The organism is Methylobacter sp. (assembly GCF_036845245.1).
Taxonomy (GTDB): Bacteria; Pseudomonadota; Gammaproteobacteria; order Methylococcales; family Methylomonadaceae; genus Methylobacter_A.
Window position 1 is genome coordinate 90,112 of sequence record NZ_DAIUEH010000004.1, and the last position, 19,801, is coordinate 109,912.

Annotated in this window: 14 protein-coding genes; 6 read left to right on the plus strand and 8 right to left on the minus strand. The window is 48.1% G+C overall.

The annotated features are described in order from the left end of the window. Positions 1-61 precede the first annotated feature (61 nt). The 5 genes from V7051_RS03250 to V7051_RS03270 form a co-directional block, all read right to left on the minus strand. On the minus strand, positions 62-367 hold the full coding sequence (locus tag V7051_RS03250; RefSeq protein WP_333873457.1) for a DUF3240 family protein: 306 nt from the start codon (positions 365-367) through the stop codon (positions 62-64). Further along, positions 364-3,426: an efflux RND transporter permease subunit gene (locus tag V7051_RS03255; RefSeq protein WP_333873458.1), complete on the minus strand. Its 3,063-nt coding sequence runs from the start codon at positions 3,424-3,426 to the stop codon at positions 364-366. Before V7051_RS03255 ends, V7051_RS03250 begins: the two co-directional genes overlap by 4 nt. Beyond that, positions 3,426-4,544 carry an efflux RND transporter periplasmic adaptor subunit gene (locus V7051_RS03260; RefSeq protein WP_333873459.1) on the minus strand — a complete coding sequence of 373 codons (1,119 nt, stop codon included), beginning with the start codon at positions 4,542-4,544 and terminating at the stop codon, positions 3,426-3,428. Before V7051_RS03260 ends, V7051_RS03255 begins: the two co-directional genes overlap by 1 nt. Continuing rightward, the gene (locus tag V7051_RS03265; RefSeq protein WP_333873460.1) at positions 4,541-5,794 is read right to left on the minus strand and encodes a TolC family protein; all 1,254 of its coding nucleotides are present in this window, start codon (positions 5,792-5,794) and stop codon (positions 4,541-4,543) included. Before V7051_RS03265 ends, V7051_RS03260 begins: the two co-directional genes overlap by 4 nt. A gap of 95 nt (positions 5,795-5,889) precedes the next feature. Continuing rightward, positions 5,890-6,327 carry a hypothetical protein gene (locus tag V7051_RS03270; protein ID WP_333873461.1) on the minus strand — a complete coding sequence of 146 codons (438 nt, stop codon included), beginning with the start codon at positions 6,325-6,327 and terminating at the stop codon, positions 5,890-5,892. 381 nt (positions 6,328-6,708) lie between these two features. Between V7051_RS03270 and V7051_RS03275 the strand changes: the two genes are divergently transcribed. From V7051_RS03275 to V7051_RS03290, 4 genes are all read left to right on the plus strand, one after another. Continuing rightward, positions 6,709-8,058, plus strand: a complete 1,350-nt coding sequence (locus V7051_RS03275; RefSeq protein ID WP_334181120.1) for a TolC family protein — start codon at positions 6,709-6,711, stop codon at positions 8,056-8,058. A gap of 3 nt (positions 8,059-8,061) precedes the next feature. Beyond that, the gene (locus tag V7051_RS03280) at positions 8,062-9,255 is read left to right on the plus strand and encodes an efflux RND transporter periplasmic adaptor subunit (protein WP_333873463.1); all 1,194 of its coding nucleotides are present in this window, start codon (positions 8,062-8,064) and stop codon (positions 9,253-9,255) included. Further along, complete coding sequence (locus V7051_RS03285) at positions 9,252-12,362, plus strand: efflux RND transporter permease subunit (RefSeq protein ID WP_333873464.1); 3,111 nt, start codon at positions 9,252-9,254, stop codon at positions 12,360-12,362. The genes V7051_RS03280 and V7051_RS03285 overlap by 4 nt, the downstream gene beginning before the upstream one ends. Positions 12,363-12,572: 210 nt before the next feature. Then, entirely contained in the window at positions 12,573-13,535 is a 963-nt protein-coding gene (locus V7051_RS03290) for a Tim44 domain-containing protein (RefSeq protein WP_333873465.1), read from the plus strand. 483 nt (positions 13,536-14,018) lie between these two features. On the opposite strand, the gene ribA is transcribed toward V7051_RS03290, so the two are convergent. From ribA to V7051_RS03305, 3 genes are all read right to left on the minus strand, one after another. Beyond that, positions 14,019-14,630, minus strand: coding sequence for a GTP cyclohydrolase II (gene ribA / locus V7051_RS03295; protein WP_333873466.1), 612 nt, complete (start codon positions 14,628-14,630; stop codon positions 14,019-14,021). A 118-nt stretch (positions 14,631-14,748) separates the two neighbouring features. After that, positions 14,749-15,885, minus strand: coding sequence for a sigma-54 interaction domain-containing protein (locus V7051_RS03300; RefSeq protein WP_333873467.1), 1,137 nt, complete (start codon positions 15,883-15,885; stop codon positions 14,749-14,751). After that, complete coding sequence (locus tag V7051_RS03305) at positions 15,882-17,090, minus strand: acyl-CoA dehydrogenase family protein (protein WP_333873468.1); 1,209 nt, start codon at positions 17,088-17,090, stop codon at positions 15,882-15,884. The genes V7051_RS03300 and V7051_RS03305 overlap by 4 nt, the downstream gene beginning before the upstream one ends. A gap of 349 nt (positions 17,091-17,439) precedes the next feature. Between V7051_RS03305 and ssuD the strand changes: the two genes are divergently transcribed. Next, positions 17,440-18,585, plus strand: a complete 1,146-nt coding sequence (gene ssuD, locus V7051_RS03310; RefSeq protein WP_333873469.1) for an FMNH2-dependent alkanesulfonate monooxygenase — start codon at positions 17,440-17,442, stop codon at positions 18,583-18,585. An 11-nt stretch (positions 18,586-18,596) separates the two neighbouring features. Next, the gene (locus tag V7051_RS03315; protein WP_333873470.1) at positions 18,597-19,799 is read left to right on the plus strand and encodes an acyl-CoA dehydrogenase family protein; all 1,203 of its coding nucleotides are present in this window, start codon (positions 18,597-18,599) and stop codon (positions 19,797-19,799) included. The last annotated feature ends 2 nt before the right edge of the window (positions 19,800-19,801 follow it).

A 19,801-nucleotide genomic window follows, 5' to 3' on the forward strand; every position in this document is an offset into this window, starting at 1 on the left:
CCCACGCTTCCGGCCTGGGAACGATAAAAAAACTTCGTGCCTTCGTGGTGAAAAAACGTCCTCAAATAACCCCGTCCTCAACCACCGGCAGCACCCAGTATTTAATCCCCGAACCGGAAAAATCCGCTCTCAGTTGATCCAATAATTGGGCCAATTCCTGCTCCGGCACATACATTTGAAAACGGATTTTTTTCTGCCGCCCGGTAACCTGCTCAGCCAGCGACAAGCCTTCATTTCTATGGTCGTGGGAGTTGACCGGGAAACTGCTAAAGCCGTGTTCCGATTCCAGCATCAACAGACAGTCGACAATTTCTTCTTCGATACTAAGCGGTACGTTGAGTGTGACTAAATATTCCTTGCTGTTCATTGCCTGGCCTCCGGCTGCAAGCCAAATAATTTAAATAAAATCGGCAATAAGAATAAGGTCAAAAAGGTCGATGACACCAAGCCGCCGATAACCACGATAGCCAGAGGACGCTGAATTTCAGATCCCGGCCCGGTTGCAAACAGCAACGGGATCAAACCAAATGCCGCGATGTTGGCTGTCATCAGCACCGGCCGCAAACGCCTGGATGAGCCGACCAGCACTACTTTAGCTAAATCCATGCCGGTTGCGATCAGCTGATTAAAATAGCTGACCATGACCACGCCGTTAAGCACCGCAATCCCCAGCAACGCGATAAAGCCGACCGATGCCGGTACCGATAAATATTCGCCGGATAACCACAACGCGAAAACACCGCCGACCATCGCCAGCGGAATATTGGATAGCACCAAGACGGCTTGCCGTACTGAACCGAACGTTGAAAACAGCAGCAAAAAAATCAAGCCGAGCGACACCGGAACCACCAGCGATAAGGTCGCCGCAGCGCGTTGCTGGTTTTCGAATTGACCGCCGAATTCAACCGTGTAGCCTGTCGGCAAGTCGACTTTTTCGGCAACGGTTCTACGCGCTTCGTCGACAAAACTGACCAAGTCCCGGTTCAGAACATTGCTGGTAATGACCACAAAGCGCTGGCCGTGTTCCCGGCTCACCGATACCACGCCTTCCACTTTTTCTATTTTGGCAATTGCCGTGACCGGCACATGCGCGCCATCCGGCAAGGCGATTTGCAGGTTGTCGAAATTAGCGATGTTGCTGTCGCCGCGCAAAATTAACGGCGTGCGTTTAATGCCTTCCTGAACCACGCCCCGCTTCAAACCTTCAATCTGCGCCCGCAGCAAAGTTTCAATGCTGTCGCTGTCCAGACCTAAACGCCCGGCTGCCGATTTATCGATGGTTAGTTGTAAAAACTGCATGCCGGCATTTTGTTTGGCGAACACATCGCTGGAGCCGTTGATGCTCTTCAACACCTCGGCTATTTGTTGCGCTTTTTCATTTAACACGACCAGATCGGTACCGAATAATTTAACGGCCACATCGCCTCGCGTCCCGGTCAGCATTTCCGAGACGCGCATTTCGATCGGTTGGGTAAACTGAAAGGCAATGCCCGGCGTTTGCGCCATGACTTTGCGAATCTCATCCTGCAATTGCTCTTTGCTGTCCATCCGCCATTGCTTTTTTGGCTTGAGTATCAAAAAGGTATCGGTGTCATTAAGGCTCATAGGATCAAGTCCCAACTCGTCGGAGCCGACGCGGGCGACGATTTCGATGATTTCGGGAATGTTTTTACGCAGGTTTTTTTGCACCTGGAGATCCAGTTCCACAGATTGCGACAAGGTAATCGACGGCAATTTCTCCAGTTGTAAAATGATGTCGCCTTCGTCCATGGTCGGCATAAAGATGCTGCCGATTTGGGTAAATACCAGCACGGTTAAAGCTAATAGAGAGCCTGTCGCAATAAAGACCTTTTTGCTGTTGGCAAGACACCAGACTAGAGCCGGTTGGTAAATTTTTTGCAATTGCCTGGGCAGCCAGGGTTCTTCATGCGACACCTCTTTCAAGAGATAGGAAGCGATTACCGGAATCACCGTCAGCGACAATACCAGCGAACCGCTGAGCGCAAATACAATGGTCAAGGCCACCGGAGTGAATAATTTGCCTTCCAGCCCTTGCAAGGTCAGTAGCGGTAAAAACACGATAATAATAATCAAAATACCGGATACCACCGGGCTTGCGACTTCTCGGGTGGCCCGGTAAATCACATGCAAACGCGGCAGGCGCCGGGCTTTTTCGACATGCGCCAGATGAGTGATCAGATTTTCAACCACCACCACGGCGGCATCCACCAGCATGCCGATCGCAATCGCAAGACCGCCCAGGCTCATCAGGTTGGCCGACATGCCCATGTAGTTCATCAAAATAAAAGTGAACAGGGCTGCCAGCGGCAAGGCCAATGCGACAACCAACGCGGCGCGCAAATTACCGAGAAATAAAATCAGCAGGACGATAACCAGCGCGATGGCTTCAAGCAGCGCATGTAAAACCGTGTCTACCGCATGATCCACCAGATTGCCGCGATTGTAAAAAACATTGGCTTCAACACCTTTAGGAAAACCGGGGCTGATTTCGGCCAGCTTTTTCTCGATCCCGGCAATGGTCTGTCTGGCGTTAGCTCCGCGCAAACTCAACACCAGCCCGGTGACGGCTTCTCCTTCGCCATTTTTGCTGACTGCGCCATAACGGGTCAGTGCGCCGATTTTGATGTCGGCAACATCGCCGACGGTGATCGGAATGCCGCCTTTGTTAGCCACGACAATAACGCTGACATCATCCAAAGTTTTAATGCGGCCTTCGGCACGGACGATGAGGGCTTCTTCACCGTCGGTTATGCGGCCTGCGCCGTCATTGCGGTTATTTTTTTCCAATGCAGCTGACAGTTGATCGATGCTGATGCCCCTGGCCGATAGCCGGATGTTATCGGGCACGACCTCAAAACTCCTGACCAGACCGCCCAGTGAGTTGACATCGGCAACGCCCGCTACCGTGCGCAAGGCCGGACGTATCACCCAATCCAACAAACTGCGCCGCTCCATTAAACTTAAGCCGCCGCCTTCGACGGTAAACATAAACATTTCGCCTAACGGCGTGGTCATCGGCGCAATACCGCCCTCGACACCCGCAGGCAAACTCCCCCACATCGTATTCAAGCGTTCGGCGATCTGCTGGCGCGCCCAGTAAATATCGGTGCCTTCTTTAAAATCAACGGTAATATCGGTCAGTGCGTATTTAGCGATGGATCGCAACATGGTTTGATGCGGAATTCCCAACAGCTCGACTTCGACCGGCGCGGTGATTCTCGCTTCAACTTCTTCCGGAGTCATGCCGGGGGCTTTAACGATAACCTTTACCTGGGTCGGCGATACTTCGGGAAAAGCGTCAATCGGAATATTTTTAAACGCATAATAGCCTCCGCCGGTCAGCAGCACGACCAGCAGCATCATCAGTAAGCGCTGGCTCAGCGCAAAGCGAATCAAATTAGCCATTATTCGCCCTCTCCCAATCCCAGCCAATTTGCTTTCAATGCAGCAGCGCCTTTGACCGCTATTTCTTCATTACCGGTGAGTTCGCCGTTAATAATCGATTCATCATCCTGTTTACCGACTACGGTGATCGGAGTAACCGCAAATCCTTGCGGATTATGAATAAAAATAAAAGCTTTACCCTCACTCTGGGCAATGGCTGTATTAGGGATTTTAAACGCCGGTTTGTTGCTGGATTGAATCACCTGGATATTGAGCCTTTGTCCGGGGCGTAGCGATACCTTGGTTTGAGATCGAGGAATGTCTAAAACCGCTCTCGCCAGAATGGTCTGGTTTTCCGGAGTAACACTTTGCCCCAGCAAGGTGATTTTTGCGCTGGCATCCGAGTTTTCAACCGCTACCCGGTCACCGATTTTAATATCGCCCATGCGTTCCTGCGGAATGGCGATTTCCAGCCAAAGCTCATCCAGATTGGCGATGCGGTATATCGGCACCAACATATCGATACGTGTTCCCGCAACGGCTAAACGCTCCATCACAACCCCGGCAATGGGTGCACGAACATTGAGTTGACGCGTTAAGCGGTGATTTTTACCCAGTTGATCAACCTCTCCGGCCGTCATTCCTGCGATTTCCAACAATTGCTTTTGCGCATCCGTCTCGGAAACGGCAACATGATACTGGCTGCCGGTTTCCTGCCAGCGCCGGTCCGGAATCACGCCTTCCGCCAGCAGTTTTTTGTCCCGTTGATAAATCGCCGATACCAATTGCAGTGTGTTGTCGGCTTTAAGATATTCTTTCTGTAGCGTCAACAAGTCCGGGCTGTTGAGCTGGGCTAAAACCTGTCCTTTTACAACTTTATCGCCTATCGCCACATTCAGTTTATGGATGACTCCGGCCTGAGCTGCGCTGACCATGTATTCCTGCGCCGGAGGAATCACCACATTAGCCGGGGCGGATAACACCGGAAATTGGCTGACCGTTTCCGGCTTGCCCAGTTTTACACCAAGGTTTTCAAAATTCTGCTGTGAAATTTGAATGATATTTTCAGCTGCATGGCTGCCGGAACCGGCCAAACTCAATAGCACCAACATGGCGGGACGGGCAAAAAACATTCTCATGGCATAACTCCTACAGCCTGGTTATAAAGTGCTATATCGCGCTGTAGCATGATTGAGCGTTGTTTGGCATTTAACACCGCTTGCTGGGTTCTGGACTGGATTCTTAACAAATCCATCAGATTAATTTCCCCTACCGAAAAGCTTAAGTCGGTCATTTTTAAATGTTCTTCAGCAACCTGTTTCAATTCATTGGCAATACCCAGTTCGACCTGATTGACTTCCAAATTATGTTCAGCCTCGTGATGCGCCTGTTCCAAATCGCGGGACAATTGTTCGCGTTCTGCAATCAGCCTATTCAATTCGACATTAATAGCCGCAACATGCGGTGCCAGATGCGCACTGCCGCCAAACGGGACGACAACGCCGATATTGAAACTTGCAGTATGGTTACTGCGTTCGTCATTAGTGAACTGATCGCTGTTGATGCCGACCGCCACATTGGTCTGACCGGACCCTATTAACTTAATCGCATTGATTTCAGCCTGCTTGCGTTCTATTTGGCTATTAATCGCTGTTAAGACCGGATGACTTTGCTGGATTTTCAGTATGTCGACCAGCTTCTCCTGATAATCCTTGGGGATTTTTGTCATTTGCGTGATGCTGGCATACCGTTTACGGGCATGCATTAATTCCGCTTCAGCTTGAGTCGCCATTGAGCGCTTTTGCAGCAGCTCTGTTTGGGCTAACAGGAAATCGGCTCTGGGCAAATCGCCCAACTCAACGCGCCGCTGCACTTTAGCTAATAACCGATCGGTAATCGAAAGCTCGATTTTCGCCTGTTCGTAACTTAAGTTTGCCAGAGCAATATTCCATAAGGCACCCCTGACCAATCCGGCTACCCGTAATTTAACCGCATCCGATTGCGACATTGCATTGCTTTCCGACAGCTTTGCGACTCTCTGTTCTGCATCGCGCTGGCCTAAATTCCATAACGGCACTTGCACATCGCCGTCGATATAATGCAAGGTGCCGCTGGTCGCTTCCTGATAACGAAGCCCCGCTTGCAGCGCACCGGCGGTCCAGCTGTCGCCGCGCCGACCTATCGCCGCCGCTTCTTCTTCCAGCGATTTAAGCCAGGTGACATCGGGGTATTTTTCCAGCGTTAAATCGACGACTTTGGATAGACTCAAAGCCGCATCGATTTCAATCGGGTCATGATGCTCAACAACAGGCGCCGAATCGGCAAAACTCAGCGCTGCTGTCAGTAAATAAACAGGCAAACACCGGCTAAAAAGGTTCAGGGAAAACATAGATCAAGCTCAATGCGGAGCTAATGCCGCTTTACAAATAAAATCAACAAGTTCTGCTTTTGAAGTCGTGCAAGAACTAAAATATCAGTGGAAATTTATTGAGCAGGAGGAGCGCGAGGGGAAAGCGAAGGGATAAGCAAGCGATAGACGAATTGCTGCGGTTGCGGGGAAAAATTAGTATCCGTGGCTGATAATGCCGTTTTAAATAGTGTCGTCTGTTGATGCAGATAGTAACTATTGTCCAAATCCGCAGCCGCATTGAACGGCCTAAATTTAATGCCTGTATCAATGCCGATAAGCATCCCGTCGGCACTGAAATCATGCGTAAAAACGTTACCGTGAAACGCTTTTACCGGGGAAGCCGATTCATCATAATCAACACTATACATTTCAAGGCCTGGAACATGTAATACTCCCAAGCCGGGATTTGGCAATGAGCCGACTTTTTCTCCGACATGCGCATGCACCAACGGTGCAATCAGTTGCAGTACTGCGAGAAAAATGACGGTAAATTTGCGAAGTGTTATGAGCATTCGGACTATGGTATTAAAAAAAACATCTAATTTAGGCGTTGCTGTTAATTTTTATCTGTCATAAAGATGCAAAAGAAAAATTATACACTATCCACAGCCGCACCATTTCAAATCGGCATATCACGAACAATAATATTTCCTCTTCACCTAATTTTGAACAACTTACATGGATAGTCGATGACTCGTTATGGGATATACTATCGCGCAATTTGTTCAACGACTCATCGCTTCATTTATTGGCGCTTTCAAGCTAGGCATGATGCATTTAAATCCGAAATCTCAACCAGTCGCCAATGCCGCCTTAAGACAATGAATAGAATCATTAAACCCAAACGGAATTTGATAGGCTTATTCAGCCTGGTGTTTTTAAATGCATGCGGCATGCAAGAATATAAACCCGTCCCATTACCCATTTATACGCAGGAAGCCAAGCTACCCGGCGTTAAATCCTTTCCTGAAGAAAAACAGGCTTTGCCGGAACAAAAGCCAAACCCGATCCCTAAAAAAATCCAACCCCAGGAATTTAATTTAAATCAGGCCGTTCAAACCGCGCTAAAAGCCGACCCGGTTATTTTGGCCGCTTTTGAAAGCATTAATCAGGCGGAAGCGGATTTAATTACCGCCGGATTGCTGCCGAATCCCGACTTTTCCGCCGGTGGCTCGTTAATACCCCTGGATAAAAGATTTACCGTTGATCGGCAAGGCGGCCCGCCGCAAATTGATATTGGGATTGCGATGCCTATCGACTGGTTTTTATTCGGCAAGCGTACCGCAGCGATAGTCTCCGGGCGGCTTGGGGTGGATATTGCTTCAGCCGATTTTGCCAATACCCTTCGCCTTAGAATAGCCGGAACGATTTCCGCGTTTTATTCTGTTCTTGAAGCGCAGGCAATGCTGGAACTGGCGCAGGAAAACCAGGACAACCTGCTTAAAATGGAGCAGATTATTCTTAACCGGGTATCGCTTGGCGGGGTGGGCACTATTGAGGCGGACCGTATACGACTGTCCATTTTCAGCAGCCACCGCGACATTCATGCACGGGAACTTGAATTAATTGCGGCATTAAATCAATTGCGCTCTTTATTGGGCATTGCCGATGATATTCCAATTACGGTTAAAGGAACCCTGGAAGTTGAGTCGCCGGTAAAACCGCTGTCAATCGATACGGCTTTTAAATTGGCCGAAGAAAACCGCCCGGACCTGGTTTCCATGCAAAGGCAATTGGATAAAGCCGGTGCCGATATCGCCTTGCAGGAAAGCAAAGCCTACCCGCAAGTTACCCCCAAAATTGGTCTTACCCGGCAATTTCAGCAGCAGGCCATTGGTTTTCCCGATGCAAATTCCTGGGGCGCAGGCGTTGATGTTATTGTTCCTCTTTTCGACCGGAATCAGGGCAATATTGCCAAAGCAAAATCCGTTTTATCCCAGTCGCAATTTAATCTGCAATTGCAGTATGTCAATTTACGCAGTGAAATCGACCAGGCCGTAAACACTTTTGCCTCAGCCTATCAGATTTTAATCAATGATGATCCCGGTCAATTGGAAGCCGCTAAAAATGTCCGCGATAAAATCAACCAAGCCTATGCACTGGGCGGTAAAACGCTGATAGAGGTACTGGACGCACAACGAATATATCTTGAAACCTATCGTATGCACATCAACGGTCGGTCCAGTTACTGGCATTCTTTATATCAACTCAACGCCGTTATCGGTAAAGAAATATTGCGATAAATTATGAGTTCTTCATTCCGTGTTAAATTCAACCTGCCGCGCAGCTTTGTTCGATCAAAAGTCTACTTAACAGCCTTATTAATATCTTTATTATCCATTGCCCTGCTGACGCCCGGACTGTGGCAACAGACTGAAGCCGAGCAAAAACCTGTTGATAATTCAGCGGTTGTACAGCTTGTCGGGCCTCGGACCATTGCGGTGCAACCGGGAAGCTTGCTGGAACAAAAATTTAATATTTCGGATGTGCAAAAGGACCAAATAACCACGCCGTTACTGCTGGTTACCGGTGCCGTAGTCGCGCGTTTACCGGCCGGCTCCAGTCCTATGGAAGACCGTTGGCAATTTAACAGCATTGAACTTTCCGGAGTTTATGCAGACTGGCAACGGGCGCGGGCTGAAAAGGAATTCAACACCAAGCGCTTGGTCAAAATTCGCGAACTCACAGCGGCGCAATACAATTCGCAAAAACTGGCGGTTGACCGGCTGCGAAAACTCGTGGCCACCGGAACCGAAGCCATCAGGGATTTAACCGCCGCCGAAGCCAATTTGCTGCAAGTGCAACTGGAAGGCCAAAAGTCGGTATATGAGGCGGAAACCGCGTTAACGATGGCAGCCCGCAGCCGCGCTGCGCTGGAAAGAACATTACTGCAGGAAGGCGTCGATCCGCTGTTATTGGAAAATGCCACCCCAGGCACTTCGTTAATCATGGCCGATGTGCCGGAGTTAAGAATCAGCTGGGTATCCGTTGGACAAGCTTGTGTCGCCAAGTTTTACGGTCTGCCCGATCAGACTTTTATCGGTAAAGTAAAAAGCCTGGCGCCGACGTTATCGGCTCAACGCCATACCTTACGGGTATTTTTTGAATTACAGGATGCCAACAATCAATTTAAACCGGGCATGTATGCGGAAATCGGCTTGGGAACCGATCCGCGCGCGGCGATATTGGTGCCTACCGATGGCGTTCTGCACAGTCAAAATGCGGATTTTGTGTTTATTGCCGATGGCCCCGGCTTATGGCGGATTACCGAAGTCCAGGTAGGCGAAAGCATTGGCGACCGGGTTGAAATTCTTAGCGGCTTACAGGGCGGAGAGAAAATTATCGGCAATGGCGCAATATTGTTAAAACCCATGCTGGTTCAAGCTTTGCTCAATGAAGATGCCAACAAAGCCATGCAACCTGAAGGCGTTAAACCATGATTCCGCAATTGCTTAAAAAGGCGATGCATTATCGCCTGACGGTTTTAGGCGCTACGGTTGCGATTATTATTTTGGGCTTATGGTCTTTTTCCCGGATGCAGATCGACGCTTATCCTGATATTTCCGCGCAGATGGTGCAAGTGATCACCGTTTATCCGGGACGAGCCCCCGAAGAGGTCGAACGCCAGGTCACAGTACCGATAGAAATTCAAATGCGTAATGTACCAAAGGTAGATACCATTCGCTCGCGCACCATTTTCGGCTTATCTGTCGTTCAACTGATCTTCGAAGAAGGCGTTGACGCTTACTGGGCCAGGCAACGCATACAGGAAAAATTAACCGGCCTGGATTTGCCCTCGGGGGCCTCGGCGGAATTAGGCCCGTTGGCAACGGCTTATGGTGAAATTTTACGCTATGAATTAGTCTCGGACGGTCGTTACGATCTAACCGAACTTCGTTCAATCCATGACTGGATAGTGATTCCGCATTTATTACGTGCTTCAGGAGTCGCCGATGTCACTAACTTTGGCGGTTTTGAAAAGCAGTACGCGGTGCTGATGAACCCGGCCCAATTGCAACGCTTTGGGCTGTCCCTGACCGATGTGGTCGATGCCATTCAGAGCAATAACGAAAGCGCCGGCGGCAGCGTACTGTCAAGGGGCAGCATGTCCTTTGTGATTCGCGGCCGGGGCGCGCTACAAGATGTTTCGGAAATCGGCGACATCTTTATCAAATCCTTCGGAGGAACGCCGATCTATGTCCATGATGTCGCCGATGTTGAAATTGACGCTAAAGTGCCTTCCGGCATCTTAAGCAAAGATCATAACAACGAAACCATTGAAGGCATCGTGTTGATGCGAAGAGGGGAAAATACCTCTGATGTTCTCGGTAATGTTAAAACCGTTATCGGGGAATTAAACCAGGTCGACTTGCCCCAAGGCGTCAGTATTGTTCCTTTTTACGACCGTTCGGTACTGGTTGAGAGTACCCGGCATACTGTGGGCCACAGCGTCTTGCTGGGGATATCGCTGGTCACGCTAGTACTGTTGTTTTTCCTGGGCCGGCCTTCCCTGGCTTTGCTGGTGGCATTAACAATTCCTTTTTCGCTGTTATTTGCATTAGTTTTAATGAATGCTTTCGGCATTCCGATTGGGCTCTTATCCATTGGCGCTATCGACTTCGGCATTATCGTCGATGGTTCCGTGATCATGGCGGAAAACATTGCCCACCGTTTACATGAAGCAAGCCGTAAAGAAAGCCATAGCGGCGTTGCTAAAACCGTATTAACCGCTTCTTTGGAAGTGGAACGCCCGGTATTTTTTTCAATCCTGATGATTGTCGGCGCGTTCTTACCGCTGTTAACGCTTACCCATATTGAAGGCCTGCTGTTTCGACCGATGGCGTTAACGATTTTGTTTGCGTTGTTTGGCGCGATGTTATTCGCTATTTTTGTGGTGCCTGCTTTAGCCAGTATTTTATTCCGGAACGGCTATCGGGACTGGGAAAATCCGCTTTTAACGTGGCTTTATCCTCGTTATTCCGCATTGCTGGAAACGCTGTTACGCTTCCGCTGGCGCACTATCGTTTTAGCCGTGGCGATTCTGGCAGGCAGCCTGACAATAATTTTACCTCGGTTGGGCACGGAATTTTTACCCTATATGGACGAAGGCGTTGTTTGGGTGCGCGCCAACTTCCCCGAAGGGACTGCGTTACAGCAAACCTCCAAATTCGGCCAACGTTTACGTGAAATTGCGCTGGAATTTCCTGATGTCGATTTTATTGTCGTCCAGGCAGGCCGAAGCGATAGCGGTACGGATCCTTATCCGCCCAGCCGGATAGAAATGCTGATTGGCCCTAAACCGAAAGATCAATGGGTGAAATTCACCCGCAAGCAGGAATTAGTCGCCGCGTTGGGGACTCGCTTCCGGACGGAGTTTCCTACGACCCGTTTTAATTTCACCCAGCCTATTATCGATAGTGTCACTGAAGACGCTAACGGTACCTCTGCGAATCTTGCCGTTGAGTTTTCAGGCGCCGATTCCACTGTTTTGCTGAGCCTGGCGCGAAAGACTCTGGATTTATTGAAAAAGGTACCCGGCTCAATGGACGTCAGCATTGAACAGGAAGGGCCGCAACCGCAACTGGTGATAAAACCGGATCGCTCTCTTTGCGCGCGCTACAACGTCAGCGTAGAAGACGTCACCCGCTTAATCGATACTGCGATCGGGGGCTCGCCTATCGGTAATCTGTTCGAAGGCGAGCGCCGCATCGACATTGCCGCACGCTTTGCCCGTGAATATTTACGCTCACCTGCCGCGATCGGCCGGTTGCCTGTCTATAATTCCGAAGGTATTCCTATCCCGTTGGCGCAGGTGGCTCATATTGACATTATCGACGGCCAGACGTTGATTGCACGGGATGACGGTCGGCGACGGTTGACGGTTCGCACCGACATTATCGGCCGTGACCAGGGCAGTTTTGTCGCAGAGGCGCAGCGCCTTTTTAAGCAGGAAATTGAGGTGCCTGGCGGCTACCGTGTTGCATGGCTGGGAATGTTTGAAAACCTGGAGCGTGCCGGACAACATTTTAAAATATTGGTGCCTGCCAGTATTGGGGTGATTTTCTTACTGTTAGTGGTTACTTTCGGTTCATTACGCGCCTCACTCACTTTACTGCTGGCCATTCCTTTTGCATTTGTCGGCGGGGCGGCCGCCCTGTATTTTCGCGAGATGAACCTCAATGTTTCTTCAGGTGTGGGCTTTGCCGCGGTTTTCGGCGTGTCTATTATGAACGGTGTGCTGATGGTGCGTACCATCACCGAATTACGACTGGCAGGAACCGCGTTGGAACCCGCCATCATCCAGGGTTCTGTTCGCTGTATACGGCCCATTTTAATCGCTTCATTGGTCGCTATTCTCGGCCTGGTTCCTGCATCGCTGGCTACCGGGTTAGGTTCGGACGTACAGCGTCCGTTGGCGACAGTCATTGTTTGGGGCTTATTTAGCGCGACGGTAATGACAATTTTATTAATCCCGGTTCTTTATCGATTATTTGAACCCAAAATAGAACCGCCCAGCGCGGAAGAGCTGGAATTGGATGAGGTTTAAAATCATACGCCGCTCCTAAGCCAGTTTTTCCGGCCTGTCTAAAACCAACGGAGCAACCCATTGCTGTTGCAGTGAAAAGATAACAAGAGAATTTGCGTAGTGCTGAAAGCATACGCCCAATGCTATGCTATTAAAGACGAAATAACTTGTTGTTTAAGTATTCGCCCCAATGATGTGTAGAAACTTAACTTAATTTATCTTTGTGAGTGTATGAACAAATATACCGGAATTATTGTTACCGTATTGATCGCTCTTTCCTTATCTTTAGGCGGGATGTCGGACGCCAATGCCAAACGCTTCGGCGGCGGCAGTTCTTTTGGCAGCAGACCCTCCTACAGCACGCCCTATCAACGCTCTGCAACGCCACCGTCACGCCCGGCTAACCAAAACCCACAGCAAGCGGCTACGCCGAACCAGGCTCCCAAACCGGGCTGGGCCAACCGTGGTGGCTTAATGGGCATATTGGGCGGTTTGGCATTGGGTGGATTATTAGGCTCGCTGTTTGCCGGCGGCGGTTTTCACGGCATTAATTTTATGGACATACTCGTTTTCGGCGGGATTGCTTTTTTACTTTACAAATTGTTTATTGCTAAAAAAGCGGGAACTGCTCAACGGCCTGCCTACGACCGTACTGCCGATCAAAGCTATCAGGATGGCGCTGCAAACTATCATCCCCATCAGGCAGCTCATGATGAACCGGCAGGTTTTAATACCGACATCCTGTTCGATAAAGATAAAAATGCCGGAGCTTATGCTCAACCTGTCCAACAGGATGCCGGATTCGTTAATGCGGTTATTCCCAAAGACTTCGATCAACAGGCTTTCCTTAGCGGCGCTAAAACAGCTTTTTCCAACCTGCAAAAAGCCTGGGATGATCGCGATCTTGCCGAAATCAGGGGCTTAACTACAGATAAAGTATTTGCCGAAATTCAGGATCAGCTTAGAGCATCCAATACTGAAAACCGCACCGAGATACTAAAACTGGAAGCGGAACTGCTGGAAGTCAGGGAAGTCGGTTCGGAACTTGAAGCCGTGGTGCTGTTTGATTCCATCATGCGCGAAGACAGCAATGCTCAAGCGGCTCAAGTCCGGGAAGTCTGGCATTTTATTAAACCGAAAGTCAGCATCCAGCCCAAATGGTATCTGGATGGCATTCAGCAATTAGAAGATTAGGCGCTCGCTCGCTGCTTCAGTTACCACGAAATTAGGCCGGAATACGCCGGTTCGAGCATCAGCGAGAACTGGCATTCGGTGGTGCTATACATGTAATGCTACAGACTTTCCAGTTTGGTTATAGTGGCAGCCGATATGATTAGCCATCTTTTTTGAGAAGGCCGGTTTGCTGGGTCGGTGGCAAGCTACCACAGGGCCGTAATGAAGCCCGGCAGCCAGCTCAGGCTGACTCCGAATCTGGCGAATCCCCCGCAGCAAGTTACGCTCTAACAGAGCTGTTTTAATTAATTTCCGGGTTTCCTTCCCAATAGTCTTAAACTCACAGTCGGCCACAAACTATCGATTACAATCCTTACAATAGTCATTCTGTTTGCCGTTCCGTAAATGACCATTTTTTATGGCGACCAAAACCGCAACTCGGACAAACTTCTCTATTCATGGTACTACCATTCCTGGACAGTTTAAGGAGATCAGCCAAACTACTCAACTTGCTTCATACGCATTCTTTAACAGATGCCCTAATTTCAACCGTTTAGTTTGCAGGTAGTGAAAATTGCTTTTATTGGGTGCAATTGCTAACGGAACTAAACCATTAATAGAAATACCAAGCTTTTTAATGGCATTGAATTTGTCAGGGTTATTGCTCATCAGTCTAATCGAACCGACATTGATGTTTTCAAGGATCTCCGACGCAATTTCAAAGGAGCGTCCATCTACAGGAAGACCTAAAGCAATATTGGCTTCGACGGTATCAAGGCCTCGATCTTGAAGCGCGTAAGCGCGAATCTTATTGCCAAGACCTATACCTCTGCCTTCATGATCACGAAGATAAATAATGATTCCGGTATTTTCTTCCGCAATCAATTGCTGGGCCAGCTTTAATTGTTTTCCGCAATCACAACGGTTTGAAGAAAAAATATCTCCGGTAAGGCATTCTGAATGAATTCTCGTGAGCACATTCTCTTTTAAATGCACTATGCCCATGATCAATGCCACATGTTCAACGGAAGTCCTGATGTCTTTGTATGCATGAATCACATAATCGCCAAATTCCGTGGGTAAATTGGATGAGGAAATTTTAACCAGATTTTTCATGATATATCGCTATTCAATAGTGAAGATTTTCTTGAGCGCTAAGCATAATGACAGTTTTAAAACGCCAGCATGGACGAATCCCTTTAAAGGGTTTTTAGTAATCAATTTAATGAACCCTTTATCGGATGGCATTAATTGCACCCATTTTAATCAATCTTGCTCTTACGATATTTCGGCTAATCCCCAGTAATTTTGCTGTTTGAACCGCGTTGTTGTGGCAATAGTTATAAGCCGCTCTAACGATGGTATCTTCAAGATGGTCATAAAGATTTTCTGTATTGGATTCGAATAATTGGTGCAGCGCTTCATTTAACCGGTTTTGTTCAAAACCATGGTTCGGCTTACTATCTTCATTTCGTTTGTGAAGCTGAATGCAAGAAAGTTGCAGGTCCTCACCGCTAACAATATTATTCTTGCAAATAAGCAGGGCATGGTGAATAACATTCTCCAGTTCTCTGATATTGCCGGGCCAAGGGTGTTGCAATATTTTTTTCTTGGCCTGTTCGTCCAGTTTGATATCGCCGTATTTCAGTCGACGCGTATATTCAGAGATAAAATATTTAGCTAACGGCAGTATATCTCCCGGACGGTTTCGCAGTGTCGGCAGTTCAATATGGGCAACCCTCAGACGATAATATAAATCTTCCCGAAAATGACCGGCCAGAACCGCTTCTTCCAGTCTTACATTGGTCGCTGCTATCAGTCTGACGTCAATAGTGGTGGGCGATCTTGAGCCCAGCCTGACAACTTCACGTTCTTGGAGAACCCGCAGCAGTTTTACTTGAATGCTGAGCGGCAGGTCGCCGATTTCATCAAGAAAAAGCGTGCCGGTATTCGCTGCTTCAAACCAACCGGCTTTGGCCGTAAATGCGCCCGTGAAAGCGCCTTTTTCGTGGCCGAATAGTTCGCTTTCCACAAGAGTATCTGAAAAAGCTCCGCAATTAACCGCAACAAAAGGTTTATCTTTTCGGTTGCTTAGTTTGTGGACATGACGTGCAATCAATTCCTTGCCTGTGCCGGTTTCACCTATAATCAGAACATTGGCGTCGCTGGGTGCGATTAATTTGATGCGGGCCAGTAGCGCAATAGATTTCGGGTCTTCAAATACCTGTGCGGTGGCTCTGATGGATTTTGTCAGCTCTTGTGAATTAGGTAGAACCAGCAAATTGGCTTGTTGGGTTTCCTTGTCAATATCCGTGATCTCAAACATTTTTTTTAGAGCGGGATCAAAAAATTGAGTATTCACTGTATTCATGAGTAAAACGTTGGCTTGGGGTAAACGTTGTTCAGTGCCCACTCGCCAAGCTCCTTAAGTTTATAGTCTAATGGATCATGCAGGGTGTGCGTTCTCAGATTTCGCCAGTGACGATCCAGTCTTAATCCGGCATGCGTGGATCGAGACCCCATGACTTCGAACATCTTACTCGTAATATCCAGACCCGTTCTTGTGGCTAAAACTTTTGCTGAACTAACATGGATTGCTAATTCCCCGCGTTCATCTTCAGAAAGCTTGGTTTTTTTTTGCCAAGCATTATCTAACCTTATGGCAGCGAGATCAGTCAGTGCTTTAGTGCTTTCAATGCCAACCCAAAAATCTCCGTAATGGTTAAGAATATAAGGGTCATGATTAACGGCGGCTATGTTTGAGGTATGCCATGGCCTTGCTTCATGAAGGCTGTATTGCTTGGCGTCTTCAAAAGCGCCCTCGGCGATACCTAAATAAATATTGGTTAATATCAATTGAGCGACTAATGGCCGCAGGCATGAAAACGGTGTCGATAAAGGGCCGGGATCTTTGAGAACTTCATGTTCTTCAACACGCACTTTTTCGAAAGTGACACTGCCGCTATCAGTCTGGCGTTGGCCTATGTTGTCCCAGTCTTGTATCAGTGAGACGCCGCTTCTGCCTGTTGGAATTGCAGCAATAAGTAGAGTGCCATTTACTTTTTCTTTAGCTGAAATAATGAGCATTTCAGAATCTATCGCACCGGAGCAAAAGCTTTTTTTACCCGAAAATTCATACCAGCTGGGAAATACCTTGGCAATTAATCGCTCATCGAGCGGATTAAGGGCATTACCCCAGAACCAGTTGAGCTGTGCCGTTTGCTCAAACCATCGTTCCCATTGTTCCGGTTTTGAGAACAGGTAAATCGTTGCCAACATCAAATGTTGAAATCCGAATAAATGGGCAAGGGAGCTATCGGCCTTGGCAATCTCCCTGATTACCAGCATAGCTTCAGACCAGCTGGCCCCTAGTCCGCCATACTCCTTGGGAATTATCAAAGAAAGCAATCCGCTTTCACGGATTTGGTCTCTTTCCAGCTTGGGCGTTCCACCCTGATAATCTCTCTCAGCCGCAGTTAGAGCAAATTGTTTAGATAATCGTCGCGCAATCTCTAACGGGCTCTCTAGATTTTCATTCAATCGGTTTTTATTAGCCTTAAATGTATTTGTATTCAAAGTCATATCCATTAAATTTATTGGCGTGATGTTGTGAAACTAGAAGCAGAGACCGTGCCAATTGTAAAAATAAAACTGCTGTTCCGGCAGCATTTGCCGTTTAAGCAGCAGCGTCAATAGCTTAGGTTAAGCGCAGATGCAATGAACTGCGCTTAGTACAATACGGACAATCATTATTTTTCCAAAAACATGCTGCTATATCAGCACGTGTAATGCTGGACTGCTTCTATAGCAGCAAAAAAGCAGCAAAAAATATTGCGCCATGTCTAACTTGATGAATTTGAGTCGAAATTTTTATGGCACGATAATCGCTATAAGTACTGGGAGTTCTTTCTAAAGGAAAATTAAAATGAAAATATTCTGGTTCCTTCCTACACATGGGGATAACCGTTATCTGGGCGCCGAATACGGCGCCAGGCCCGTCACTTATTCTTACCTGAAACAAATCGCACAAGCAGCTGATAACTTGGGTTTTGAAGGCGTACTGGTGCCATCGGGACGGGCATGCGAAGACCCTTGGGTGATTGCCTCGTCATTGATCAACAAAACCAAAAATCTCAAATTTTTGGTTGCAGTCCGTCCGGGATTTACCTCGCCTACAGTATCGGCACGCATGGCTTCAACATTGGACCGCATATCCGGGGGCAGGCTATTGATCAATGTTGTCGCCGGCGGTGACCCGGTTGAGTTGCAGGCTGACGGCAGCTTTTTAAAACATGATGAACGCTATTTGGAGGCCGGCGAATTTTTAACCATCTGGAAAGCTGTGCTTTCAGGTGAAACAATGAGTTTTGATGGGGATTACATCAAAATCAAAGGCGCAAGCATTCCTTCCGGTTCGATTCAGAAACCGTATCCCCCCTTATTCATCGGTGGCTCATCCGATGCCGCTATAGATCTTAGTGCAGAGCACATTGATGTGTTTTTAACATGGGGGGAGCCGCCCAAGGCCGTCGCCGAAAAAATAAATAAAGTGCGTAACGAGGCTGCCAAATTAGGTAGAACGCTAAAATTCGGCATCCGCCTGCATGTCATTGTCAGAGAAACCAGCAGTGAAGCCTGGAAAGCAGCGGAAGAGCTGCTGTCGCATGTTACCGATGAGACTATCGCCGGCGCACAGGCCGCAGTGGCTAAATTTGACTCGGTAGGACAAAAAAAGATGACCGACTTACATAAAGGCAGTCGGGATAATCTCGTCGTTTCCCCGAATCTATGGGCGGGTGTCGGATTGGTCAGGGGCGGAGCCGGTACTGCGTTAGTCGGCAATCCTGAAGAGGTGGCCAGCCGGATTAAGGAATATGCCGCCTTGGGGATCGATTACTTTATTTTTTCCGGCTATCCGCATTTGGAAGAATCATACCGGGTTGCAGAACTTTTGTTTCCATTGCTACCGGTCGATTTCAATCCAAGCCATGAAATTGGCATTAAAACCAATCTCACTGGGCCCTTCGGTGAAGCCCTTAGTCAACATCAAGAACTCGTATCCACATCATAAGGTTAAAAATAATGAAATTAGTCAATCAGGACGATCTTTTGAGTCCGAGATTTACCGGGCAGATTCATGAAGTAGCCGAACAACTCGGCCAGTATTTTTACGAAACAGCTGCCGAACGCGATGCTATAGGAGGAACGCCATTGGAGCAAAGGAAAGCCATTCGCGAAAGCGGATTGCTTAAGCTCTTTATTTCAGAGGAATTGGGCGGATTGGGCGCTAATTGGCCGGATATTTATAAAACTGTCAGAACTATCGCTAAAGCCGATAGCTCCCTGGCTCAAGTGTTTGCCTTCCAGTTTCTTATGCTCGCCACCATTCGACTTTATGGAACAACAGATCAGTGGCAAAAGTTATTTAAAGAAACCGCAGAAAAAAACTTATGGTGGGGTAATGCACTCAATCCCTTGGATAATAGAACTATCGCAACGCGTCAAGGTAATCATCTGGTATTCAATGGTCAAAAAAGCTTTTGTACCGGCGCAATCGATTCGGATCGCCTGATTATTTCCGCGATTGAAGAGGGGACCGAAAAGTTTATTGTGGCCGCTGTTCCGACTCAACGTTCCGGCATTTATCTGAAGCATGACTGGGATAATATGGGCCAGCGTCAAACCGATAGCGGTAGTGTCGAATTCAAAGAGCTTAGGGTAGAGGAACATGAATTATTGATTAACCCGGGGCCTTTTAGTTCGCCGTTTTCCAGTCTGAGATCTTTGATTGCACAATTGATTTTTACAAATATTTATCTGGGGATTACCGAAGGGGCATTGTCCGAGGCTGTGAAATACACTCGGACAAATTCGCGTGTCTGGTCAGGATCTCTAGCCCAAAGTATCCAGCAAGATCCTTATACTCTTTTGCATTATGGCGAGTTTTGGTCCAGCCTCGAAGGTTCAAGGGTATTGGCGGATCATGCAGCAAGACTCTTAGATAATGCCTGGGAAAAAGATTTAAGCCTAACTGTGGAAGAGCGGGGTCAAGTCGCTCTTGCTGTTTTCTCGGCGAAAGTCAATATCAGCAAGGCCGGGCTGGATATAACATCCCGCATCTTTGAAGTAGCGGGCGCCAGGGCGACAACGAATAATCTCAAGCTGGATCGATTCTGGAGAAATTTGCGCGTCTATACCTTACATGACCCCGTGGACTACAAGTTAAAAGATCTGGGTGATTGGGCGCTAAACGGAACTTATCCTTCCCACAGCTTTTACTCATAAAA